The following is a 23,389-nucleotide window of genomic DNA, read 5'->3' on the forward strand; positions in this document are numbered from 1 at the left end:
GTCTAGTGGTAATAAGTCAAGAGTAAAACAAGACTGATTTTTTCTAGGTGCGATTTTTTCAGCATACGGAAATAGACCCGACCAAAAATGAAATTTTTTCGGGCCGTTTCCAAGATTGCGTCAATAACAAAGTGTTATTTTTCTATCACGCTCCTTGGTGGCGTGTAGAGTTGATGGTTACGTAGTAGCGTATCCACCAGACGCACAAATTTTCTTGCGGTTAAGACGATGGCTCTTTTGTGTTGATGTTTGGGTGTTTCTTTGTATTTCTTTTGATAAAATGCTTGATATTCAGGCAAATATCTTCTTACTGAATTGGCAGCCTCAACTAAGTAATAGCGAAGATAACGATTGCCTTGTTTGGTTAAGGGCGTATTTTCAGACTGATAATTTCCAGATTGCTTGATTTTCCAGCTTAATCCGGCATATTTAGCTAGTTTCGTTTGGTCTTCAAATCGTTGGATTTGTCCGATCTCAGCTAGTAATCCAGCAGCATACACTTTTCCAACACCAGGAATACTCGTCAAGCATTGGTATTCTGGTAGGACCATTACGAGCTGTTCAATTGCCTTATCAAGGTCTTTGATACTGGCTTCGAGTGCACGAATTTCGCGAGCAAGAATACTCAGGATAATATTGATGGATTCTTGAGCGACTTCTCCTAAACGATAAGACATAGTAATGGCTCGTTGAATCGTTTTCGCTAATCCTTCTGGATTTTTAAACCGGCCGTTACCTTTTTCTTGAAGCAAAGAGGCGAAATCTGTTAAAGGCATTTGAGCTAATTCTTCTAACCCATAATCTTCTGTCATTAAAGCGATTAAGGTAGCTCCAAATACAGAAGAAGGAGTTTCGCTATTCTTTAACTCACGCGTGAGCGTGTTGCATTTGTAAGTTAAATTTTCGAGAAAATGTTGTTTCGTTTCTACAAGTTGTCCAATTAATTGGTAACGTGTGCGAGTTAAACGTTGAAGAGCCATATATTTCTCTTCTTTAATGGGAGACGTAGTGAATCTTTGGATTCTTAAAAAGTCAGCGATTCGCATCGCATCATTTTTATCTGTTTTATCTTCATCAAATATTCGACTGAATTGCTTGATGCGAAAAGGATTTTCGATGGTAACGACGGTATTTATACGCTTTAATTCTCGATCCTCATTAAAAAATGTAGCAGGATGAAAGCTGTACATAGAAGTTGACTCCATGCCTATGACGATTTGAGAAAACGAGTACACATTTTGAAATTCTAAAATTTTTTGTTTAATTTGATGAGCGCCTTTCACGTCATTTCCGAGACTCGCTTCAAGAAGAATTGTCAATTGGTTATCGTCTGATAAAAAGCACACATCTAGTTTCTCAGAGCTGACATCTAATCCGACAAATAAGTTCATTTGGAAGGACCTCCTTTCATTGGTTATTTGGAATATGCTTCGATACTATGGGATTTCCCAGAAGCTCATTGCGTAACCACAACCTCGCCTACGAGAATACAATGACAACTTTTGGGGGCTACCTTTTGAACTACTATCCAAAAGCCCAATCAGTTATCGAAACAGCTAGTGTGTTGGTAGTGATAGCAATGGCTCGGGTAACAGACTTTTTATCGTAGACAGAGCTACAGGGGAAATGAGCAAATTCCCGATGGATCCTTTCCATACATCCATTGTATCTGGGAAATTCAATAATATCGAAACAAATTCCGTAAGGAATCTTGTTATCTATTTTTTTTAAAATCAGGGTAATTAGAAAGCAGAAATACTGATCTAAACTATATTCTACGAGGGGAAAGATACTCTTGAACAAAAAACAAATGCTACTCGGATCCTTTCTATGCTTACTCGCCGTCACTGCCTGGGGATTTATGTTTCCTGTAATGGCAAGTGCTCTGCAATTTATCGATCCATTCTTCTTCACAACGCTTCGCTATGGATCAGCAGCTATTATTTTTCTTATTTTGCTATTAATTACTGAAGGAAAGACTTCACTCCGCTTAGAAAAAAGAACACTTTCTCTATTCTTTTACGGGACAGTCGGTTTCGCGGGGTATGGTTTTCTCGTTTTCTACGGACAGCAACTTGCCGGACCTTCCGGAGCAATCCATGCAGCTATGATTCAATCCCTTATGCCACTGATTGCCTTATCACTGCAATGGATAACCCAAAATCGCCGCCCACAAAACTATACATTCCTTTGTATGTTCGTTGCATTACTTGGTGTTATGCTTGTCATTTCAAAAGGAAATATTGAATTACTATTTGGAGCTGCAAGCCACTTATCAACAAATATATTGATGCTATGCGGCGTTACTTGCTGGGTCATTTATACAAACGGGGCTGCTCGTTTTCAATCTTGGTCACCACTTAGGTACACGACATTAACTTGTTTATTTGGCTCCATTTCACTCATCGTTATTGTTACTTTCTTAACGTACACAAATATAGTTACTATGCCGTCACTGCGTACAGTTGTGAGCGTTCGTTTTGAGCTCTTTTATATGTCGATTATCGCAGGCGTTATCGCTGTATTTTGCTGGAATATGGGAAATCGCTATATTTCATCTATTAACGGCATATTATTTATGAATTTAGTTCCTATCCTTGCACTCATTGGTTCTATCTTTCGAGGTTATACAGTCGATAAAATTGAAATCGCTGGAGCTGCATTAACAATTATCGCGCTATTATGTAACAATTTATGGCAAAGAAAAGTAAACATAAAAATCCCCACCTCAGTTCGTTAGGTGGGGATTCTTCACATATGAACAGCTCTTGGCCATTCATGGTACATATTCGCTTTACATAATGCTTGTTCCATCCATTGCTCAATCTCTTTCGTATACATTTCTATGAAAAATGTCTCAGACGGGAAAGAATGGAGTACTTCTGATATATATTGTGGATATAAAAACGGCATACTTATCATACCTTTTAATTGCGTCACAAACATTGTAAATGATACTTTCTGAAATTCTTGTTTCATTTGTCCTTGTCTAATCATTTGTTCTATATAATATCTTTCTTTAGAAAAATAAACGGTCATCACTTCACGAATTAATGTCGTATCAAGCGAAAGCTCTCGGTAGAAGAAACGTGTTAGTTCTCTATTTTCAAATTGATATCGTAAAATCCCGCGCACCATTTGCACCACTACATCTTTAGCCGACAAATACTCTCTCTGTTCAAACGACATTTCAATCACATGAATATATCCTTCTAAAAAATCAGTAATAAGCTGTTCTAATAAACCTTGCTTCCCAGCAAAATAATATGAAATATTCGCTACATTCACATCCGCTCGCTTTGCAATGTCTCGCACCGACGTTCCATCATAACCTTTCGTATTAAACAACGATATTGCCGCATCAATTACTTTTTGTTTCGTCTGCTTCATGCGCTCACTTCCCCTCACTGAACAGCTATAGTTTAAATTTCTTGACTTTTAAGACAAATTCCTTTAATTTTCTATCGACAAAGTCATGTGAAATACATCGTATTTTGCTAATATTTTACACATCTCGATAAAAAAGGAGCTGTTTCCATGTTTACTAAAGAAAGTTATGCAGGATCTCGTGTGCAGCAATATGAGACAGTAATTAAACAACTGGATGCGTTATTAACTGGCGAATCAAACGTAGTCGCAAACTTATCAAATGCTTCCGCATTATTAAACCAATTTTTAGATCGCGTTAATTGGGTTGGCTTTTACGTAACAGAAGGAAATCAGCTTGTCCTTGGACCGTTCCAAGGAATGCCTGCTTGCGTACGCATTCCATTTGGACGAGGCGTTTGCGGCGTAGCAGCTGAAACGAAAACAACACAGCTTGTAGCAGACGTTCACCAATTCCCAGGTCACATCGCTTGCGATAGTGCTTCTAATTCAGAAATCGTTGTACCAATTGTGAAAGAAGGAGCTGTCATTGGTGTACTTGACATTGATAGTCCCGAAAAGAATCGTTTCGATGAAGTAGATCAGCGCTATTTAGAAAAGTTTGTGGAAACACTCCTAAAACATATGTAAAAAGAAAAGAGCGAGTTATCGATTTAGTACGTCCTGTACAAAACCGATAGCTCACTCTTTTTTTATTGATTAACAGTAGATATTTTCTTTAATGCCTGCTCTAAATCAGAAACGATATCCTCCCACGATTCTAAACCGACTGATAAGCGTATTAAATTATCGAAAATGCCCATTTCTTTTCTTAGTTCAGCTGGAATCGCAGCGTGCGTCATCGTTGCTGGATGCTGAATTAACGTTTCTGTATCTCCTAAACTCACCGCAATTGTAATAAAGTGAAGATCATTAATAAACGCTTGCGTCTCTTCTTTTCCGCCTTTTACTGAAAAAGAAATAACACCGCCCCCGCGTTTCATTTGACGAGATGCTAACTCTCCTTCTGGATACCAAACATCTTCTACCGCATCATGTTTTCTTAAGAACGATACAATTTTTTCTGCATTATCACAATGACGATCCATTCTTACTGCTAACGTCTTTAACCCGCGTAATAATAACCATGCATCAAACGGTGCCATAATACCGCCGATATCCTTTCGCATCGGGCGAATCTTTTCAGCTAATGCTTTCGTTTTACAAATCGTTACACCCGCCACAACGTCGCCATGACCACCAATATATTTTGTCGCACTATGCACAACAGCATCACAGCCAAGCTCAAGCGGTCTTTGTAAATAAGGTGAACAAAATGTATTATCAACAATAACAAGTAAACCTTTTCGCTTCGCAACCCGAATCACTTGTTTTAAATCAATTAATTTCATTGTCGGATTAATTGGTGTTTCAACGAAAATAAGCTTTGTATTTGGGCGAATTTTATTTTCAATATCAACCTCTGTCTCCATATCACAAAACGAATGCGTAATCATAAATTTTTCTTCTAACACTTCTAAAAAACCGTACGTGCATCCGTATAATCCATTTGAACAAATAATATGATCTCCAGCCTTTAAAAAACCGATTAAAGTCGCTGAAATAGCTGCCATACCAGATCCGAAGGCAAGTGCCTCTTCTCCTCCTTCTAACACCGCCATACGTTCTTCAAATAATTTCACAGTTGGATTTCCAAGCCGTGAGTAAATATAAGATGGATCCACTCCCGCAAAACTCGCCTCTCCTTGCTGCGCAGTCTCAAATGTAAATGTAGAAGTTTGAAATAAAGGTGGTGTTAAACTTCCTTTATGTTCCTCAGGTGTATAACCGTGATGAATTAACGCTGTCTCCATATGCTTCTTTTTCATAAAAACATCCCCCTTATGTTTTTATTGCCGCATATTCATCCATAAAAATTTGATGAACGTTTTCCTTCATTTTATGTAAGCGTTTTATTTGCGTTTCTATCTCTTCTTCTATATTGTTTTAAATTCCTTCTTATATTAATTTCCAAAATTTTTATGCATAAAACAAAAACGTACTCGCTTGACGAAACTCTGGGTAAAAGATATAATAGCGTTTGTGTAAAATAAAAAGGCAGCCTTGTAATGTGAGTTTATCGTTTGTATTTTGTTCCTCTACGGAGGTGTATCTCGTAACTCCCTGCTGCTGGAGCGAAGGTACATGAAAACAAAATGCCCGTAAATATCGATTACGTCTGTTTTTATTTTACGTAAATAAAAACATTTTTAAAGGAGGAGTCAACTATGGCTCGTTATACAGGTCCAGCTTGGAAACTGTCTCGTCGTCTTGGAATCTCTCTAAGCGGCACAGGAAAAGAATTAGAAAAACGCCCTTACGCACCAGGTCCTCACGGTCCTAACCAACGTAAGAAACTTTCAGAATACGGTTTACAATTACAAGAGAAACAAAAACTTCGTCACATGTACGGCATGACTGAGCGTCAATTCCGTCGCACATTTGACCAAGCAGGTAAAATGCCTGGTAAGCACGGCGAAAACTTCATGATCCTTCTTGAAGCTCGTCTTGACAACTTAGTTTACCGTATGGGCTTAGCTCGCACTCGTCGTGCAGCTCGCCAATTAGTAAACCACGGTCACATCATGGTTGATGGCGCTCGCGTAGATATCCCATCTTACCGTGTAAAACCTGGTCAAACTATCAGCGTTCGCGAAAAATCTAACAGCCTTGTTGTTGTTAAAGAAGCGATCGAAGTTAACAACTTCGTACCAGAATACTTAACTTTCGATGCTGACAAATTAGAAGCTACTTACACTCGTCACGCTGAGCGTTCTGAGTTACCAGCTGAAATCAACGAAGCATTAATCGTAGAGTTCTACTCTCGTTAATCTCGGTACTCTGCAAAGAGTATTATTAAAAGCCTTAGGAACCTTGTTTATCAAGGGGCCTGGGCTTTTTTTATTGAATATAGCCGATTATATGTATAGAAACAGACTAATGTAATAAAATAAAAAAGAACTGCAAGTCTATAGTTAATAAAACTTAACCCTCTCTCTAGAATTTCATTTGTTTTTTATCCACATTAATAAAAACCTCTCCCTTCTTCTAACACTTAAAAACACTACATTCTATCCCATAACTCATTTTTCTTTGCTGTACTCTCCTTTTGTTAACATGATTTTTACAACGTATTTATTTGTACATAATCTATACCTTCCCTTTTTCTATTTACATTCAACTTAAAAACCTCTTCATCACCCGAGCATCTGAATAAGATTAAAAAAACTTAATGAACAATTATCTCTTTAACTGCCGAATTATTAGAATATTCCATTTACAACCCCTTCCTTAAATTGGTATTATTTTTTTTGTAAGGGGGAGGGAAAGTTCATGTCTTTAAATATGTATCTCGGTGAAGTACAAGCTCAAACAGAAAGTATGAACTCTTTCTGTACCACTACTATTCAAGGTATGGAACAAATTATTCATTCTATTGACGCTTTTGCATTGGATACTGTTCTACAAGGACAAACATATAGCAGTGCAAAAGCATATTTCTTACAAACCTTTCGTCCGTTAGCACAAGGAATCATTTACTTATGCGAAGAATTAATCCGTCAAAATGATGCTTTTCCAAGAGACTTTCAATCACAGGTAGCTTCAACAGATGTTATCGAACAGGAGATATTAGAACAAATTCGAGAAATTGACCGAATGATAGCAAGTACAGAAGCCCTCCATCAAACTATGCCAATTTCGGGCATGGACGCTATGGTAAATCTTTTCATTGCCATGAGGCGCAAACTTTAAGAAAAGTTAGATCATTTGTATCAGTTCAACCAAACATCTAGTAATAACTATAATACAGCAATTCAATTAGCCGCTAGCATTGCGACGGGGCTTGCTGAAGTTCAAAGTGGGAAAGGTTTTAGTCCAGCAAGTGGTACATTTAGTACACAAGGATTAAATATGGAGTGGGCGACTTCAATTCAAGCGATTGCAGAAGATAGGAATCGTCAGGCTGATAATTCAATCGAAGAAGGTGCAATGTGTGGCAAAATCCCACCACAATCAGAACAATCCTTTTGGGATAGAAATAAAAAGGATTTGAGCGATGCCTGGACTGGTATTTCCACTGGTGTAGTAGATGGCGTTGTAGACGCATGGGACGGATTTGTCGCTTTGGGAGATAAAGAGACCTGGTTAAACATGAAAGATGCAATCGTAAATTATAAAGAAACCCTACCTGCGGCATGGAATGCCCTGTCCGATTCATTCATGAACGAATTATGGAATGGGGATATGGAAAGTAGGGAACATTATGCAGCTTATGTAGTCACCTCGCTACTCACAGGGTTTATTGGTAGCAAAGGTCTAGATAAAATTGGACAAGTAGGTAAAGCATCTGCTATGACAAGTCTTATTAAAGGGAAATCCCTTATAACTAATTCCCCTGCATACAGAAATGCATTGCATATATTAAACAACTATGAATTAAAACCTGGAAATTCTTTCTCATATGCAGGAGTTGGAAGTATCCAACAGTATTTGCAGAAAGCAGCTCCATATACTTATGAAGGTCCAAATGGCCCTAAGACAACAAGATTAAGAAAAGGTGAGTTGGCAGGAGACAAACACCCTGTTACAGGGTATTCCGTATGATGCAGATGGGTTCCCTATTTTTAAATCTAAGGGTGAGGTAATCCTAAAAGAGGCAGACTTAAAAAAATCTAGAACAACACATTTTAGAAAATGTAGTAAAGCATTATACGAACAAATAATAAAAGACCCTGATTTAGCTTCAAGATTTACGAAAGAAGAAATTCAAATGTTTAAACAAGGTGAAACACCAAAGCATTACACATGGCATCACCATCAAGATACTGGTAGAATGCAACTTGTAGATTATCAGATACATCACGATACTGGCCATACAGGTGGCTATAGAATTTGGGGAAAAGATAGCGATAAATAAGGAGTGGCAAAAATGAACAATATTACATGGTCCTTTATGAGTAAAACACCAGTTACAGACGAAGAAATCCAAAAGGCAGAACAATATTTTAATATTAAATTACCCAACGATTTTGTTGCGTGCGTGAAGAAATATGACGGGGGATACCCTAACCCAAAAGTATTTGATGTACCAGGACAAGATGAAAATGTATTCAGTGACCTCTTAACTCTTCATATAGAAGATAAATATTCGATTGTCCAAAACTATGAAGGTATAAAAGATAGATTAGTTGATAAAGTATACCCTTTTGCTAGAGACCCGTTTGGTAACCTTCTATGCTTTGATTACCGAAATAACCCCGAAGCCCCAACCGTTGTATTTTGGGATCATGAGGAAGAAGAGATGGAAGAAGCAATTTACCCTGTTTGTTCATCTTTTACAGAATTGCTAGATAGCTTACGCGATTTTGAAGACGACGAATAAAACAAAAAAAGAAGAACGCCTTGTAGTGAGAATAAACGTTCTTCTTTTTATTGATTTATGTAATTATTCATCAAAAACGTAATATTTAAGCGCGAGGATTGATATTAATGGCAGTAGGATTTAAAGTAGATATATTTTTCTATGAAACAGGACACCCTGATTTTTTACATAGCTTTTTTTCAACCATGTCTTATCATACAGAGTCTGAAGGTTGGGGCACTAAGTACCCACTATTAATGAAGAATTTATATTTCGACAAGTTACGTTGGGAGGACACAGAAGAAGCACTTCAAAATGTAGAAGAGATAAGAAAAATTTTAAGTGAATTACCTCCTACAGAAGTTATCTGGGATATTGAGCACATGGAAAAACAGCCACCTTGGGGAAATAAAATTCCTAATAAAACAACTAGTTTAGCCAATTATCACGCTACTCCAACAGGTACAACTTTTTTAGATTTACTAAGCAACGCTTTAAACACTGCAAAAAGAAACAAAATTGATATAACAATTTCAAATCTAGGAAAATAAATCCTGCTAGATATCTTATGGTTTCATTTGAGTTTTCATCACTTTACGCTTCGAGGCTGAATAAAAACATTTAAGTCACACTCATATGATTTGTGGCTTTTATTATGTAATAATTTATAGATTTTCGTAGACATTTCACCCCCTTTATTTTTAAAAATGTTGTCTAACGATAGAAATGCCCCTACGCTACCTATCCTCCCCAGAGGACAAATTTCATTAAAAGTAATACATGAATAACAAAAAAGATATCTCCAAAGGGTCATTTTAAAGACCTTCTGGGATACCCTCTTTTTTCGTATATATAAAATAAAGTTATTTATTTTCCTCTTTTTGAACATATACATAAGCATCTTTCTGCTCTTTATGTATATCAACTTTCGAATTCTCTGCAAGTTGACCCGCGTTTAGCAAAGAAAAAATAATCAACGCTTCTAGTGACATTTCGTTTTACCACTCCTTTCTAATTGTTATACGTTTATCATACCGCTTACATGTGATTTCCGTATGAACTCGAAAAGGAGATTAAAACAAAAAAGCTTTGAGGAAATTCCTCAAAGCTTTTTATTTATTAGTAACGAATTAAGAAATATTTCTTCTTACCGCGGCGAATGATTGTGAATTTACCTTCGATGCGGTCGTTTTCTGTTACAACGTAGTCTAATGCTTGTGTACGCTCACCGTTCACGTAGATTGCGCCGTTCGTTACATCTTCACGTGCTTGACGTTTTGATGGAGAGATTTTGCTTTCTACAAGTAAGTCGATTAATACTGTATCTTCTGCAGTACGTTCTACAGATGGTACGTCTTTGAATCCTTGCTCGATTTCGCTTGCAGTCAGTTCTGCTACAGAACCGCTGAATAATGCAGCTGAAATTTTAATCGCTTGCTCTAATGCTTCTTCGCCGTGAACAAGTTTTGTCATTTCAGAACCTAATGCTTTTTGTGCTGCACGTTTTTCTGGCGCTTCAGCTACTTGCTTTTCAAGCTCAAGAATTTCTTCATGAGATAAGAATGTGAAGTATTTTAAGTATTTAACAACGTCGCGGTCATCTGTGTTAATCCAGAATTGGTAGAACTCGTAAGGAGTTGTTTTCTCTGGGTCTAACCAAATTGCGCCGCCTTCGGTTTTACCAAACTTCGTACCGTCAGATTTAGTAACTAGTGGAATTGTTAAACCGAATGCTTTCGCATCTTCTTCTGATTTACGGATTAATTCAAGACCAGCTGTAATGTTACCCCATTGGTCACTACCACCGATTTGTAGACGGCAATTATGTTGCTGATATAAGTTTAAGAAGTCGTATGATTGTAAAATCATGTAACTAAACTCAGTGAATGAAATACCAGTTTCTAAACGAGATGCTACTGTATCTTTTGCTAACATATAGTTTAAACCGAAGTTTTTACCGATATCGCGTAAGAATGAAATTACATCTAAGCTACCAAGCCAGTCGTAGTTGTTAGCCATCGTTGCTGGGTTGTCCACGTTTTCAAACTCTAAGAAGTTTGAAAGTTGGTTTTTAATGCTTTCTGTGTAGTAAGCAACTGTATCTTTCGTATTTAATGTACGTTCTGCTTTTTTACCACTCGGGTCACCGATCATACCAGTACCACCACCAACAAGTGCGATTGGTTGGTGACCAGCTAATTGGAAACGACGTAACATTAATACTGGTAACATATGACCAATGTGTAAGCTATCCGCTGTCGGGTCGAAACCACAGTATAATTTAACGCTTTCTTTTTCTAATAATTGCTCAAGGCCCTCAGCATCTGTTTGCTGATTAATTAGACCGCGAAATTCAAGATCTTGTAAAATACCCATATCCTACATACTCTCCTTTAAGTTCATTACTGGCGTGAAGGTTGAAAACATAAAAAAATCGCCCCTTCAAATAAGGGACGATTTTGATTATCGCGTTACCACCCTAGTTGCAGGCAAAAAAGCCTACCACCTTATTTACATAACGGCTTAGCACCGTCTTTTCCCTTTTGAATAAAATTCAATCGAAAAAAGATGCTCTAGGGGCGTAATTCGCGATCATCTATGTGCTGATTTTCACCGGCCATCAGCTCTCTAAAACAGGGAAATGATCACTACTTCTCCCTTTCCACGCTCAATTATTCATATACTTTTCTTTATACCATCATTTATATAGGCATGTCAAATAGAGGTCAGGTTTCCCTTCTTGTCAATCCTTTACAACACCATAAAGAGTATCGTAATAAGAGAAAGAATTGGAACCCCAACTAATAACGATACATGAAACACAATCGATAAATCATTCCCAATGGTCGCCTCCACAGGATCTTTCGCTGGGGAACCAAGAAACCCGATTAATCGATCGAATCGACTTACCGTTTTTGGAAAGTCTGGTATTTCTACATGATCACTATCTAAATGTTGCTTTAACTTATATTCACTCTTAAAGGGATTTTCGCTCAATTTCGTCCACCTCCAGCAATTGTTTCAATTTCTTTATCCCGTTATGAAGTCTCGATTTCACCGTTCCAATCGGAATGTTTAATATCTCTGCAATTTCTTTTTGCTGCATGTCATGATAATAAGAAAGGATTAGGACCGCTCTTTGCTCTTCTGGAACTTTCAAAATTGCTTCTCTTACTGTGAGCCGATCTTCGTGAGAAAATTCTTTTTCCGGAATCGGCACTAAAAATGGCAAAAGCGTACGCCACTTTTTTCTCCTATTTAATTTATTAATCATAAGACGATAACCAATTTGAAATAAATACGTTTTTATTTTACCTTTTTCAAGTTCATACATATGTTTCTTACGCTCTAGCGTCAAAAACGTATCTTGCACAAGATCGATACTTAATTGTTCATCTCGGTTAAATCGATATAAAAATGTGTATAGCGCTGGTTTGATTAAAACATATAGTCTTTCTCCCGCTTGTTTATCTCCACTTTGATACGCAAGCATGAGCTCCTCCTCAATCCCAATCTGCGCCATGATTTTTGATCTCCTTTATTCCTTTTAACGTTAATGAAATACGGGAAATTAAATATGCAATCGCAATAAAAATCCACAATTGTGATTGATTTGTAAAAAATTGCACATATGGGTTTTGAATCGTAAATCCCATTGTAACTAAAGTATTTAACGCTTGCACACATATGCATGCATACAACGCAAGGCAGATAGAAATAGTGTCAAATACATTCCAGCGAAAATACACTTTTGTTTTTGTAAAATCAATTTTATATCCATTTTTCCGTACTATATGTTTTCTATCAAATGGAATAATGATTGAAAACATAACACCCATTATAACTCCAGCTGTAAGCATTGATACTCTATATCCAATTGGTATCGGTAAGAAAAGACCACAAGAAAATACAACTATAATTCCAATTACAGCAAAAGTAAGAAGTAATTTATTAGACATATAAAAGCCTCCCTCATCTATTCTTTCATAAATGTATACAGACGAGGAAGGCACTTCGTTCAAATATTATTTTAGTTTTTTTATAATCTTTGCAGGATTCCCGCCAACTACTACATTATTAGGCACATCTTTCGTTACGACAGCACCAGATGCGATTACCGCATTGTCTCCAATTGTTACACCTGGATTAATAATTGCTCTTCCGCCAATCCATACGTTATCGCCAATTGTAACTGGTTTTCCGTATTCTGATCCGCTTATGCGCTCTACTGGATCAAGCGGATGTGTTGCTGTATAAATGTGAACACCTGGAGCTAACATACAGTTCACTCCGATTGTTACCGGGCATACGTCTAAAATCGTACAGTCAAAGTTCGCGTAAAAATTTTCACCGACATGAATGTTATAGCCGTAATCACACCTAAAAGAAGATTCAAGATGAATATTATCTCCTGTCGTTCCGAATAATTCTTTTACGATTTCGCTACGCTCTTTTAATTGCTCTTCTGGCGTATCATTTAATTTTCTCGTTAATATACGTGCTTGCTCTCTTTCTTGTACTAAAACTGGATCAGCCGGTATGTACATTTCTCCTAGTATCATCTTTTCCTTTTCTGTTTTCATCATACTATCCCCTTCAACTTATATATACAAGTTCATGATATCATAAAAAAGAAAGGCCTGAACATTTTTCGTTCAGACCTTTCCCTCTTAATCTTCCATCGTTGATAAGTCACCTGTTGGTAAATTCAGCTCCCACGCTTTTAATACGCGGCGCATAATTTTACCACTTCTCGTTTTCGGTAATTTATCTCTAAATTCAATTTGTCGTGGCGCTGCATGAGCTGCTAGGCCTTTCTTTACAAATTGACGAATTTCTTCTTTTAATTCATCAGATGGTTCGTATCCTGCTCGAAGTGCGATAAATGCTTTAATAATTTCGCCGCGCACCGGATCAGGAATACCAATTACACCAGCTTCTGCAACAGCAGCATGCTCGATTAATTTACTTTCTACTTCAAACGGACCAACGCGCTCACCTGACGTCATAATTACATCGTCGATACGTCCTTGGAACCAGAAGTATCCATCTTCATCCATATAGGCAGAGTCACCTGATACGTACCAATCTCCCGGCATGAAATAAGATTCATATTTTTGCTGGTTATTCCAGATCCCGCGCATCATAGATGGCCAACCTTTCGCAATTGCTAAGTTACCCATTGTGTAAGGAGGCACTTCATTTCCTTCATTATCAACAATCGCTGCTTTCACACCTGGAATTGGTTTACCCATTGAACCTGGACGGATTTCCATACAAGGGTAGTTACAAATTACTTGTCCACCTGTTTCTGTCATCCACCACGTATCATGAATACGAAGTCCAAATGCATTCATACCCCAGCAAATTACTTCTGGATTTAACGGCTCACCAACGCTTAATACGTGACGAACTTGTGATAAGTCATATTTTTTAATTGCGTCTTGTCCAGCTCCCATTAACATACGGAATGCTGTTGGTGCGCTGTACCAAACCGTCACACCGTAAGCTTGCAGTGCTTCATACCAAGCTTCTGGACTAAAGCGTCCACCTAAAATAACATTTGACGCTCCAACTAACCACGGTGCGAAAATACCGTAAGCTGTTCCAGTTACCCAGCCCGGGTCAGCAGTACACCAATATACATCGTCTTCTTTTAAATCTAATACCCACTTCGCCGTTTGATAGTGCTGAACCATTGCGTTTTGCGCATGAAGCACACCTTTTGGCTTACCAGTAGAACCAGACGTGTAATGTAGAATCAAACCGTCTTCACGGCCTAACCATTCAATATGTAATTCTTTTGAAGCTTGTTCAAATAACGGATTGAACGCTACCGTTTTACCGCCTTCTTCTACATTATCTCCAACAAGGAAAACTGTTTTTAAAGCCGGTAAATCATTTAATGGTACGCGCTCTAATAATTCAGGCGTTGTAATTAACACCTTTGCTTCGCTATCTTCTAAGCGATCGCGAACTGCGCCTTCCATAAATGCTTCAAATAGCGGTCCAACAATTGCTCCTAATTTCACTGCACCTAAAAGTGCGAAATATAACTCTGGAGAACGTGGCATAAAAATAAAAACGCGATCGCCTTTTTCTACATCGCCATAATTCTTAAGGACGTTTCCTGCTTTATTAGAAAAATCCTTCATTTCCTTAAATGTATATTTCTCTTTTCGCGATCCATCTTGATAATAAAGAGCTACTTTATTCTTTCGATCGGATTTCGCATGCTTATCAATTGCCTCATACGCCATATTTACTCGGCCTGTTTCATTCCAAGTAAAGTTTTTATTAACCTCTTCCCAGTTAAAATTCGCGTATGCCTCATCATAATTCGGCAAATTATTTTCTCCTTTAATGACAGGAAGCGTTTCTACTTTCATACTTTACATCCCCCTCCTATGTATTCTATTATCTATTATAATGACATTATTTAAAATTTTCAGTATATTTGTTGATTTTTAGACAAATTTTTAATGACAAATTTCGATTCACATCGCATATATTATAAAGTACGATATTAATAGATTCACAAACCCTCAAGGTGGTGAGCAATACATTGATTCATAAAAAAATATATAATGCTAGAAACTTAAAAACAGCGAAAGGCACTTTAATTATTGAAGGTCCTGTCTCTACACATAACTTAGAAATGTATGAGTTTCATCCAGACTTAATTGCGTTTCGTCCTGCCGAGCAACAATATAAAGCAATTGTCGAAATTTCTAAATTACCAGAAGCTCGTCTCATTATTGCTAGACATGACCAAACAATTGTTGGATATGTTACATACTTGTATCCTGATCCACTTGAACGATGGTCAGAAGGAAAAATGGAAAACTTAATTGAGCTTGGGGCAATTGAAGTAGTCCCAGCCTTCCGCGGGAGTTCTGTCGGAAAGAACTTACTAGAGGTTTCTATGATGGACGATTATATGGAAGATTACATTATATTGACGACTGAATATTATTGGCACTGGGATTTGAAACAAACAGGTTTGAATGTGTGGGAATACCGAAAAGTAATGGAGAAGATGATGAATGCCGGCGGGTTACAATGGATGGCTACAGACGATCCTGAAATTTGTTCACATCCTGCCAACTGTTTAATGGTCCGCATCGGTAAACGCGTTGATACGGATTCTATTCAAGCTTTTGATCGTCTACGTTTTCACAATCGTTTTATGTATTAATAAAGGGGGCAACTGGAATGATTGTAGAAGAAATTATGAATCAAAATGTAGTTACATTACATCCAAACGATACAATCGAAACAGCAATCCGAACGATACGCACGAAAGGCATTCGGCACATTCCAATTGTCGATCAAAATAATCACGTCGTAGGCATTATTTCTGATCGGGATGTAAGAGATGCAAGTCCGTCTATTCTAGATGAACAAGTTTCACTCGATATGCTACAGCAACCTCTCGAACTTATTATGAAACATCCTGTTATGACTTGCCATCCTCTCGATTTCGTTGAGGAAATTGCTACTTTATTTTTTGAAAATAAAATTGGCTGTCTTCCTGTTACAAAGGCCGGGAAGTTAGTTGGAATCATTTCTGAATCTACAGTATTACACACGTTAGTAAAATTAACAGGAGCACATCAACCAAGTTCGCAAATTGAAATTCAAGTAAAAAACGAACCTGGTATTCTTGGAAAAGTCGTTGCTATTTTTAGTGATTTACAAATAAATATCGTGAGTGTTCTCGTCTACCCAGCAAAAGACGAGAATGATAAAGTACTCGTTTTCCGCATTCAAACGATGAATCCTCTAAAAGTGATTGATGCACTTGAAGCAGAAGGCTACCGCGTATTATGGCCAAACATCATGGGGATGCAAGCATGAGTAGCGCGTTTATTTATTCGGATGACTTTCGGGGCTATTCATTTAGCCCTGATCATCCTTTTAACCAACTGCGCGTCACACTTACGTATGATTTATTACAAAAGGGCGGTTTCATCTCTCCCTCTCAAATCATCTCACCACGGATGGCTACAGATGAAGAGATCGCCTACGTTCATACAGAGGAGTACATAAATGCGGTAAAACGTGCTGGAGAAGGAAAGTTAGAAAAATCAATTGCGATGACATATGGACTCGGAACAGAAGATACACCGATGTTCCCAAATATGCACGAAGCAAGCGCATTGCTCGTTGGTGGTACGTTAACAGCTGTCGATGCTGTTCTTTCCGGAAAAGTAAAACACGCACTTAATTTGGGCGGCGGCTTACATCACGGCTTTCGCGGCAAAGCATCTGGCTTTTGTATTTATAACGACAGTTCTATCGCAATGAAATATATTCAAAAGAAATACGGTTTACGCGTCTTATATATTGATACAGATGCTCATCACGGTGATGGCGTACAGTGGTCGTTTTATGATGACCCTAACGTATGCACAATTTCATTACATGAAACTGGTCGCTATTTATTTCCTGGAACTGGCGCTGTAAATGAACGCGGACAAGGTAATGGCTATAGTTATTCTTTTAACGTTCCACTCGATGCTTTTACAGAAGATGAATCGTTCTTAAAATCATATCGAACTGTTGTAAAAGAAGTTGCAGCGTACTTTAAACCGGATATTATTTTAACGCAAAATGGTGCTGACGCACATTATTATGACCCACTTACACATCTTTGTGCGACAATGAATATTTACCGTGAAATACCGAAGCTCGCTCGTGAAATTGCAAATGAATATTGCGACGGTCGCTGGATCGCTGTCGGTGGCGGTGGCTATGATCACTGGCGCGTCGTTCCAAGAGCTTGGGCACTCATTTGGCTCGAAATGAACAACATCCAAAACATCTCAGGTTATCTCCCTCCAGAATGGATTGAAGCTTGGAAAGGACAAGCAGAAACAGAACTTCCCCTCACATGGGAAGATCCAGACAACATGTATAAACCTATCCCCCGTAAACCAGAAATTGAAGAAAAAAACGCATTAACTGTAGCGAAATCCCTTGAAATTATTCGGAATAATATGACAAAATCTTTGTACTAAACGAAAAGGAGGCTCGTTTTTGAATAGCCTCCTTTTATTTATTGTCGGTTTCTGTCGGTAAGTCGATATATTTTAATAATCGCTGATATATTTCGAAATGCGCCGATATATTCTAATAATCGCTGATATATTTTTATGTACTAATGGATTTTATGAGGAAAGGTCGTGATATTATGTGGATACAACAAATGATCCACACGAAACGTGGCACATTTGAGCTTTTTACTAAAGGCAGTGGCGAACCGCTTTGTATTACACATCACTATTCACAATTCAATGAAACTGGTGACTACTTTGCGGATGTTTTTACTGCTACGCATCGTGTATTTCTCATTAATTTACGAGACGCTGGTAACTCGTTAAAAGCCAATTCAGAAAAAGAATTAAGTATGATTGAAACGATTCACGATTTAGAAGCTATACGAGAAGCTTTACAACTTCCAACATGGCATTTCGCTGGCCATTCAACAGGTGGTATGCTTGGACTTTTATATGCAATTACATATCCACATTCCTTACAATCATTAGTCGTGGTCGGAACCGCAGCAAGTAACTACACCGAAACACCCTTTTGCATTTATCACCCAGCACATCCACAGTTTCATTATATGCAAAAACTCATCGAAAACTTAAAAAACCCTCACCTTACAGATGAAGAACGGAAAGAACTATCTACTAAGAGAACAAAATTATCATTGTATAAACCAGAAAACTACAACTCTTATTTTTGTAAACCAATTAATAAAACAATGTCCGTTAGCCGGATGAATGCTTTCGCCAATGAATATCCTTCATTTGATTTAAGAGAGAATTTACCTTCCATCCAAACAAAGACCCTCATTACATGTGGAAGCCATGATGTACAGTGCCCGATTCAGTATTCTATCGAGATACATGATGGAATACGTAATTCTATCTTCATTCCATTCGAAAATAGCAACCATTATCCTTTTTTAGAAGAAGCTGCTCAGTTTACTTCTACTACTCAAACATTTTATAAATCGTTAGTACCATTATTATTAAGAAAACCTAAACACTGATAAAAAGCTCATAGCCTCTATACGACTATGAGCTTTTTTCAAAAGAAATATTTCACACTAAAAACAACTAAAAAAACAAAAGAAATAACCACTAAACCCACATCAAGTAATACCGACTTTTTATCTCTATCTTTTAAACTTACCTTAGAGCTAGAAATGCTTTTAATTACCCAAAAGATTGCAAAAAAGAACCAACCGAAATGATCATTCGTAGAATCTTCATCATAAAACATTTGTATTGCACCAATAATCAATAAGATAAGTACGATATTAGTTCCAATCTTTAAAGTCTTATTTGATTTATTATCTTTTAATATATCCCCCAACATATAGCTCGCTCCCTATGCTCTCCTCTGTTTTGTTTCTCTTTACATTTTAACACAAATTACCTATTTCTTCCTTTCCATTCGAATAACATACAAAAAACCTGCCAATTACTCGGCAGGTATATTACACGTTAAAACGATAACCAGCTCCCCATACTGTTTCAATATATTGCGGGTGAGCAGGATCTCTTTCAATTTTTTCACGTAGCTTTCTAATGTGGACGACAACAGTGGCTAAATCACCAGCGGAATCTAATCCCCAAATGCGTTCAAATAACTGTTCTTTATTTAATACTTGGTTTGGATGTGTGACAAAGAATGTTAATAAATCAAATTCCTTCGTTGTAAATGCCACTTCTTCATTGTTTATAAAAACTTTCCTCGCTCGTTGATCGATAGAAATTCCGTGAATATATAACGTATCGCGTTGCTTACTTACATTTCCTAATAATCTTTCATAACGAGAAATATGTGCTTTTACTCTTGCGACTAATTCACTCGGGCTAAACGGCTTCGTTATATAATCATCCGCTCCTAATCCGAGTCCGCGAATTTTATCTATATCTTCTTTTTTTGCTGAAACAAGTAGAATCGGAATATCTTTTACAGCACGTATTTGTTTACAAATTTCGAATCCGTTCATTTTCGGAAGCATAATATCTAAAATAATTAAATCATAGTCTTCTTGCAAGGCTGTTTGTAAACCTATTTCTCCTGAATGCTCTACATCAACTTGGAAATCATTAATTTCTAAATAATCTCGCTGTAATTCTGCAATACTTACTTCATCTTCTATTAATAAAATTCTTTTCAATTTACTCACCACATTCCTCTACTTTTTCCAATGAGAAGAAAATGCTTGTGCCTTTACCAAGCTCGCTTTCCGCCCAAATTTCCCCGCCATGTTCTTCAACAATTTGCTTCGCTATTGCTAAACCAAGTCCACTTCCACCTGTGCTAGAATTCCGCGATTGTTCTGCACGATAAAAACGTTCAAAGATATAAGGTAGCGTATCAGATTCTATACCTGATCCATTGTCCATCACTTTCACAATAACTTTATTATTATCACTCGATACTATTACAGTAATTTTCTTCTCTTCTTTATCCATGTATTTCACACTATTATGAATTAAATTTGATATAACTCTATTGATTTTTTCGCAATCAGCCGTTACATATAGTGGTGATGCATGTAATTGTAAGTTAACTTCTATACCTTCTTTACTTAAATCCATTTGCATCTCTTCGATTAACTCTTGCATAAACGTATTCAATTCAACCGTTTCAAACTGAAAGGGAACTCGATTCAAATCGAGCTTTGAAAATAAAAATAATTCATCAATAAGTGTATCCATATGTCTTGCTTTCGTATGGATAGTTGTTAAATACTTATCCATTTTTTCTGGCGTATTTGCTACCCCGTCCTTTATTCCTTCTACATATCCGATAATTGATGTAATCGGTGTTTTTAAGTCATGAGAGATGTTTGAAATAAGCTCTTTTCTATTTTCTTCATACTGTGTTTGCATCTCTATCGATTCTTTTAATCTCTTCCTCATTTCCTCAAATCCTTGATTTAATTGCCCTATTTCATCGTGTGATGTAACTGGTATTTGAAAATCTAAATTTCCTTCTTTAATTTTCTCCGTTGCGCCTTTCAATACAAAAATTGGTTTTATTACACTTCTTGAAACGAGGTAACTTAATAATCCAATGAGTAAAATGGCTAGTAGTAAGAGAGATACAAATAAGATTGGAAATAATTTTTGTGTAAGATCTACAAATGAACTTTGCTTTTTTAATACAAATATACTTCCCTCTTCTTCCTGAGGAAAATAAAAATCAAACTTTACATATCGATAAAATGTATCGCCTAGTTCCGTTGTACCACGACTATTAATATTTGCTGATTCAAATTTCGGAAGGGCTTCTTTTAAAGATACACTTTCAAATACGTTTGAAGCATATGAAAGTGTTTCTCCTTTTCTTACTACTATTTTCACACCCTCTTTTTCTATTGCTGAGACAAACGACTCATCTAACAATTGAGATTGATGCTGTTTAGCTGCTGACTTCAACTCAAGATAGGCATTCTCTTCTTCTGGTGTAAGCGGCTTTTGAATGTAAGAACTTTTATAGAAATTTTTCACTGCTTCCAAGTCACCTGTTATCGAAAAAACGATTAAAAATCCCGCGACTAATATAAGCGTAATAGAAACGAGGATAACAGCAATATAAGAAAATAAAAACCTTGTTTTAATAGACATATCTTAAATCCTCACTTTATCAAACCTTATTATTTATAAGCATAAAAATATATGTTCAATTACTCAAGCGATTTTATAGTAATTTTAGCGCCAGTTTATAAAAATTTAATGTTCCTATTTTACAGTTGAAATTAGGAGGTTGAAATTCCATGTTCAAAAAAACATTCAGTATGATATGTTGCGTAATTTTTTTACAAGGATGCTCGCAAGAACAAGAAGTAAAAAAGGAGATGACAAACATGGAGACTGCACTACTAGCAGCTACTGAAAAAAATGAAACGAATACTGTTATATCTTTACTAAAAAAAGGCGCAAATATAAATGCGACGGATAGTCAAGGACGCACTCCGCTTATGATTGCTACATACAAAAATGATGTAAAAACCGCAAAAGCGCTTATCGAAGCTGGTGCTGACGTAAATATCCAAGATGACATGAAAAACAATCCCTTTCTATACGCCGGTGCGGAAGGTTACTTAGACATTTTAAAGCTAACAATTGATGCTGGTGCAGATCCTACGATTACAAATCGTTACGGCGGAACAGCTCTTATCCCAGCCTCAGAACATGGCTATATTGACGTTATAAAAGAACTCCTCACTCGAACAAATATTGATGTAAATCATGTAAATAACCTGGGATGGACAGCTTTAATGGAAGCCATCGTACTAAGTAACGGAAACGAAACACAGCAACAAGTCATTCGCCTTCTTATTGAGCACGGTGCAGATGTAAATATTCCAGACAATGATGGTGTTACCCCGTTAGAGCATGCTCGCGCTCATCACTTTGAAGAGATAGAGAAGATTTTGTTAGAAGGCCGTAAGTAAAAAGCTAATTTTTGCCTTCCTCCCCCACCCTATGCTACATTTAAGCCGTTACATTAATATTAATAGGGTGGGAATAAAATGAACAAACCTAAAATTGGGATGATTGGACTTGGAAGTATTGCGCAAAAGGCCTATCTTCCAACACTTACAAAAGAAACTGATTGGAATTTTGTAGGGGCGTTTACACCTAACGCAGAGAAAAGAAAACAAGTTTGCCAGCAATACCGAATTCAAGACTTTCATTCTATTGAAATGTTAGCTTCGGAATGCGATGCAATCTTCGTTCATAGTTCAACTGCATCGCATTATGAAATCGTTTCTGAACTTCTAAAAAAAGGGATCGACGTTTATGTTGATAAACCGCTAGCAGCTACAGTGGAACAAGCTGAGCAACTAGTCGAGTTAAGCGAGAAGTATAACCGAAAATTAATGGTCGGATTTAATCGCAGATTCGTTCCTATGTATGTTGCTGCCAAAGAACAGGCTAATGATATTTCATGGATTCGAATTGAAAAGCATCGCACAAATAAAGTCGGGCCATATACGTACGACTTTACTATGTTAGATGATTATTTACACATTGTAGATACTGCTCGCTGGTTAGCTAATGATGACCTTAACGTCGTTCACAATATGATGCAAATCAATGAAAAGAATGAACTTCTTTACGGACATCATACATATACAACTCCAAGTGGACTGTTACTTTCTACTGCAATGCATCGCCATGCCGGTACAAATTTAGAACAAATTGAACTTGTAATGCCAGGGAAAATCATTCGCGTAAGAAATATGAATACATTTGAAATTGAACAGGAAAACTCAGTTTCACAAAGTGGTTCCCCATCATGGGATACGACGTTAAAACAACGTGGTTTTGAAGATGCTGTTCATCATTTTATTGAGTGTGTACAAGGCGATACAAAGCCTGTTGTAGATGGATTAGAAGGATTAAAAACGCAGCAAATGCTACAATCTTTACTAGATGATGTAAACAAAAATTAAAACGGATACATTTTTCAGAATTTACTTTCATTCCCATTCCCTCTTTATTTCTCTCGTAAATTTCTATAGAATATGTTGATAGGAATTATAAATTTCATAATGAATCG

The 23,389-nt window shown here is 37.0% G+C and carries 24 protein-coding genes, 1 pseudogene and 1 other annotated feature; of the genes and pseudogenes, 12 read left to right on the forward strand and 13 right to left on the reverse strand.

The window, feature by feature from the left end:
• Positions 1 to 134 precede the first annotated feature (134 nt).
• On the reverse strand, positions 135 to 1,391 hold the full coding sequence (locus V6946_RS24815) for an IS110 family transposase (protein ID WP_256426878.1): 1,257 nt from the start codon (positions 1,389 to 1,391) through the stop codon (positions 135 to 137).
• Between the two features lie 404 nt (positions 1,392 to 1,795).
• Between V6946_RS24815 and V6946_RS24820 the strand changes: the two genes are divergently transcribed.
• Positions 1,796 to 2,740: a DMT family transporter gene (locus V6946_RS24820; RefSeq protein WP_016123448.1), complete on the forward strand. Its 945-nt coding sequence runs from the start codon at positions 1,796 to 1,798 to the stop codon at positions 2,738 to 2,740.
• 11 nt (positions 2,741 to 2,751) lie between these two features.
• On the opposite strand, the gene refZ is transcribed toward V6946_RS24820, so the two are convergent.
• On the reverse strand, positions 2,752 to 3,390 hold the full coding sequence (gene refZ / locus V6946_RS24825; protein WP_366981503.1) for a forespore capture DNA-binding protein RefZ: 639 nt from the start codon (positions 3,388 to 3,390) through the stop codon (positions 2,752 to 2,754).
• A gap of 147 nt (positions 3,391 to 3,537) precedes the next feature.
• On the opposite strand from refZ, the gene V6946_RS24830 reads away from it, so the two are divergent.
• A complete protein-coding gene (locus V6946_RS24830) occupies positions 3,538 to 4,017 on the forward strand; it encodes a GAF domain-containing protein (protein WP_000494340.1) in 480 nt (159 codons plus the stop codon).
• A gap of 62 nt (positions 4,018 to 4,079) precedes the next feature.
• On the opposite strand, the gene megL is transcribed toward V6946_RS24830, so the two are convergent.
• A complete protein-coding gene (megL, locus tag V6946_RS24835; RefSeq protein WP_000726570.1) occupies positions 4,080 to 5,255 on the reverse strand; it encodes a methionine gamma-lyase in 1,176 nt (391 codons plus the stop codon).
• A gap of 399 nt (positions 5,256 to 5,654) precedes the next feature.
• On the opposite strand from megL, the gene rpsD reads away from it, so the two are divergent.
• From rpsD to V6946_RS24855, 4 genes and pseudogenes are all read left to right on the forward strand, one after another.
• Positions 5,655 to 6,257 carry a 30S ribosomal protein S4 gene (gene rpsD, locus V6946_RS24840; RefSeq protein ID WP_000135317.1) on the forward strand — a complete coding sequence of 201 codons (603 nt, stop codon included), beginning with the start codon at positions 5,655 to 5,657 and terminating at the stop codon, positions 6,255 to 6,257.
• A gap of 502 nt (positions 6,258 to 6,759) precedes the next feature.
• Positions 6,760 to 8,344 (forward strand): annotated as a pseudogene (locus V6946_RS24845) (HNH endonuclease).
• 12 nt (positions 8,345 to 8,356) lie between these two features.
• On the forward strand, positions 8,357 to 8,809 hold the full coding sequence (locus V6946_RS24850; RefSeq protein WP_001060036.1) for an SMI1/KNR4 family protein: 453 nt from the start codon (positions 8,357 to 8,359) through the stop codon (positions 8,807 to 8,809).
• Between the two features lie 107 nt (positions 8,810 to 8,916).
• Positions 8,917 to 9,339, forward strand: coding sequence for an immunity 70 family protein (locus V6946_RS24855; protein ID WP_000268163.1), 423 nt, complete (start codon positions 8,917 to 8,919; stop codon positions 9,337 to 9,339).
• Between the two features lie 312 nt (positions 9,340 to 9,651).
• Here V6946_RS24855 and V6946_RS24860 read toward each other — a convergent pair whose 3' ends face one another.
• The 7 genes from V6946_RS24860 to acsA all read right to left on the reverse strand — a co-directional run bounded on the left by V6946_RS24860 (position 9,652) and on the right by acsA (position 15,177).
• Positions 9,652 to 9,780, reverse strand: a complete 129-nt coding sequence (locus V6946_RS24860; RefSeq protein ID WP_000050940.1) for a hypothetical protein — start codon at positions 9,778 to 9,780, stop codon at positions 9,652 to 9,654.
• A gap of 127 nt (positions 9,781 to 9,907) precedes the next feature.
• A complete protein-coding gene (gene tyrS, locus V6946_RS24865; protein WP_000512092.1) occupies positions 9,908 to 11,164 on the reverse strand; it encodes a tyrosine--tRNA ligase in 1,257 nt (418 codons plus the stop codon).
• Between the two features lie 70 nt (positions 11,165 to 11,234).
• Positions 11,235 to 11,462, reverse strand: a binding site (T-box leader).
• A gap of 77 nt (positions 11,463 to 11,539) precedes the next feature.
• Complete coding sequence (locus V6946_RS24870) at positions 11,540 to 11,785, reverse strand: hypothetical protein (protein ID WP_001293778.1); 246 nt, start codon at positions 11,783 to 11,785, stop codon at positions 11,540 to 11,542.
• Positions 11,766 to 12,311 carry an RNA polymerase sigma factor gene (locus V6946_RS24875; RefSeq protein ID WP_000057201.1) on the reverse strand — a complete coding sequence of 182 codons (546 nt, stop codon included), beginning with the start codon at positions 12,309 to 12,311 and terminating at the stop codon, positions 11,766 to 11,768. Before V6946_RS24875 ends, V6946_RS24870 begins: the two co-directional genes overlap by 20 nt.
• The gene (locus tag V6946_RS24880; protein WP_000066457.1) at positions 12,292 to 12,747 is read right to left on the reverse strand and encodes a hypothetical protein; all 456 of its coding nucleotides are present in this window, start codon (positions 12,745 to 12,747) and stop codon (positions 12,292 to 12,294) included. Before V6946_RS24880 ends, V6946_RS24875 begins: the two co-directional genes overlap by 20 nt.
• 66 nt (positions 12,748 to 12,813) lie before the next feature.
• Entirely contained in the window at positions 12,814 to 13,374 is a 561-nt protein-coding gene (locus tag V6946_RS24885; protein ID WP_002026426.1) for a maltose acetyltransferase domain-containing protein, read from the reverse strand.
• A gap of 84 nt (positions 13,375 to 13,458) precedes the next feature.
• Positions 13,459 to 15,177 carry an acetate--CoA ligase gene (acsA, locus tag V6946_RS24890; RefSeq protein ID WP_366981502.1) on the reverse strand — a complete coding sequence of 573 codons (1,719 nt, stop codon included), beginning with the start codon at positions 15,175 to 15,177 and terminating at the stop codon, positions 13,459 to 13,461.
• A 176-nt stretch (positions 15,178 to 15,353) separates the two neighbouring features.
• On the opposite strand from acsA, the gene acuA reads away from it, so the two are divergent.
• The 4 genes from acuA to V6946_RS24910 all read left to right on the forward strand — a co-directional run bounded on the left by acuA (position 15,354) and on the right by V6946_RS24910 (position 18,851).
• Complete coding sequence (gene acuA, locus V6946_RS24895) at positions 15,354 to 15,986, forward strand: acetoin utilization protein acetyltransferase AcuA (RefSeq protein ID WP_000581388.1); 633 nt, start codon at positions 15,354 to 15,356, stop codon at positions 15,984 to 15,986.
• 17 nt (positions 15,987 to 16,003) lie between these two features.
• Positions 16,004 to 16,648, forward strand: coding sequence for an acetoin utilization AcuB family protein (locus tag V6946_RS24900; RefSeq protein ID WP_000634583.1), 645 nt, complete (start codon positions 16,004 to 16,006; stop codon positions 16,646 to 16,648).
• Positions 16,645 to 17,811 carry an acetoin utilization protein AcuC gene (gene acuC, locus V6946_RS24905; RefSeq protein WP_000092826.1) on the forward strand — a complete coding sequence of 389 codons (1,167 nt, stop codon included), beginning with the start codon at positions 16,645 to 16,647 and terminating at the stop codon, positions 17,809 to 17,811. Before V6946_RS24900 ends, acuC begins: the two co-directional genes overlap by 4 nt.
• A 152-nt stretch (positions 17,812 to 17,963) precedes the next feature.
• Entirely contained in the window at positions 17,964 to 18,851 is an 888-nt protein-coding gene (locus tag V6946_RS24910) for an alpha/beta fold hydrolase (RefSeq protein WP_140159298.1), read from the forward strand.
• Between the two features lie 38 nt (positions 18,852 to 18,889).
• On the opposite strand, the gene V6946_RS24915 is transcribed toward V6946_RS24910, so the two are convergent.
• The 3 genes from V6946_RS24915 to V6946_RS24925 all read right to left on the reverse strand — a co-directional run bounded on the left by V6946_RS24915 (position 18,890) and on the right by V6946_RS24925 (position 21,447).
• Positions 18,890 to 19,180 carry a hypothetical protein gene (locus tag V6946_RS24915; protein WP_000900161.1) on the reverse strand — a complete coding sequence of 97 codons (291 nt, stop codon included), beginning with the start codon at positions 19,178 to 19,180 and terminating at the stop codon, positions 18,890 to 18,892.
• A 121-nt stretch (positions 19,181 to 19,301) separates the two neighbouring features.
• The gene (locus tag V6946_RS24920; protein ID WP_002024886.1) at positions 19,302 to 19,991 is read right to left on the reverse strand and encodes a response regulator transcription factor; all 690 of its coding nucleotides are present in this window, start codon (positions 19,989 to 19,991) and stop codon (positions 19,302 to 19,304) included.
• Between the two features lies 1 nt (position 19,992).
• The gene (locus tag V6946_RS24925) at positions 19,993 to 21,447 is read right to left on the reverse strand and encodes a HAMP domain-containing sensor histidine kinase (protein WP_000023874.1); all 1,455 of its coding nucleotides are present in this window, start codon (positions 21,445 to 21,447) and stop codon (positions 19,993 to 19,995) included.
• A gap of 149 nt (positions 21,448 to 21,596) precedes the next feature.
• Here V6946_RS24925 and V6946_RS24930 point away from each other — a divergent pair, with 149 nt between their 5' ends.
• Positions 21,597 to 22,277, forward strand: a complete 681-nt coding sequence (locus V6946_RS24930; RefSeq protein ID WP_000475114.1) for an ankyrin repeat domain-containing protein — start codon at positions 21,597 to 21,599, stop codon at positions 22,275 to 22,277.
• Between the two features lie 78 nt (positions 22,278 to 22,355).
• Positions 22,356 to 23,282, forward strand: a complete 927-nt coding sequence (locus V6946_RS24935) for a Gfo/Idh/MocA family protein (RefSeq protein ID WP_006926854.1) — start codon at positions 22,356 to 22,358, stop codon at positions 23,280 to 23,282.
• The last annotated feature ends 107 nt before the right edge of the window (positions 23,283 to 23,389 follow it).

The organism is Bacillus sp. PPSBB_2 (assembly GCF_045291115.1).
In the GTDB taxonomy this organism is placed as follows: Bacteria; Bacillota; Bacilli; order Bacillales; family Bacillaceae_G; genus Bacillus_A; species Bacillus_A cereus.

Coding starts and splice junctions, on each gene's coding strand:
- V6946_RS24930 (WP_000475114.1), top strand. CDS start 21,597: ATGTTCAAAAAAACATTCAGTATGATATGTTGCGTAATTTTTTTACAA.
- V6946_RS24850 (WP_001060036.1), top strand. CDS start 8,357: ATGAACAATATTACATGGTCCTTTATGAGTAAAACACCAGTTACAGAC.
- rpsD (WP_000135317.1), top strand. CDS start 5,655: ATGGCTCGTTATACAGGTCCAGCTTGGAAACTGTCTCGTCGTCTTGGA.
- V6946_RS24910 (WP_140159298.1), top strand. CDS start 17,964: ATGAGGAAAGGTCGTGATATTATGTGGATACAACAAATGATCCACACG.
- refZ (WP_366981503.1), bottom strand. CDS start 3,390: ATGAAGCAGACGAAACAAAAAGTAATTGATGCGGCAATATCGTTGTTT.
- megL (WP_000726570.1), bottom strand. CDS start 5,255: ATGAAAAAGAAGCATATGGAGACAGCGTTAATTCATCACGGTTATACA.
- V6946_RS24855 (WP_000268163.1), top strand. CDS start 8,917: ATGGCAGTAGGATTTAAAGTAGATATATTTTTCTATGAAACAGGACAC.
- V6946_RS24925 (WP_000023874.1), bottom strand. CDS start 21,447: ATGTCTATTAAAACAAGGTTTTTATTTTCTTATATTGCTGTTATCCTC.
- V6946_RS24875 (WP_000057201.1), bottom strand. CDS start 12,311: ATGGCGCAGATTGGGATTGAGGAGGAGCTCATGCTTGCGTATCAAAGT.
- V6946_RS24860 (WP_000050940.1), bottom strand. CDS start 9,780: ATGTCACTAGAAGCGTTGATTATTTTTTCTTTGCTAAACGCGGGTCAA.
- V6946_RS24900 (WP_000634583.1), top strand. CDS start 16,004: ATGATTGTAGAAGAAATTATGAATCAAAATGTAGTTACATTACATCCA.
- tyrS (WP_000512092.1), bottom strand. CDS start 11,164: ATGGGTATTTTACAAGATCTTGAATTTCGCGGTCTAATTAATCAGCAA.
- V6946_RS24830 (WP_000494340.1), top strand. CDS start 3,538: ATGTTTACTAAAGAAAGTTATGCAGGATCTCGTGTGCAGCAATATGAG.
- V6946_RS24935 (WP_006926854.1), top strand. CDS start 22,356: ATGAACAAACCTAAAATTGGGATGATTGGACTTGGAAGTATTGCGCAA.
- acsA (WP_366981502.1), bottom strand. CDS start 15,177: ATGAAAGTAGAAACGCTTCCTGTCATTAAAGGAGAAAATAATTTGCCG.
- V6946_RS24915 (WP_000900161.1), bottom strand. CDS start 19,180: ATGTTGGGGGATATATTAAAAGATAATAAATCAAATAAGACTTTAAAG.
- V6946_RS24815 (WP_256426878.1), bottom strand. CDS start 1,391: ATGAACTTATTTGTCGGATTAGATGTCAGCTCTGAGAAACTAGATGTG.
- V6946_RS24880 (WP_000066457.1), bottom strand. CDS start 12,747: ATGTCTAATAAATTACTTCTTACTTTTGCTGTAATTGGAATTATAGTT.
- V6946_RS24885 (WP_002026426.1), bottom strand. CDS start 13,374: ATGATGAAAACAGAAAAGGAAAAGATGATACTAGGAGAAATGTACATA.
- acuC (WP_000092826.1), top strand. CDS start 16,645: ATGAGTAGCGCGTTTATTTATTCGGATGACTTTCGGGGCTATTCATTT.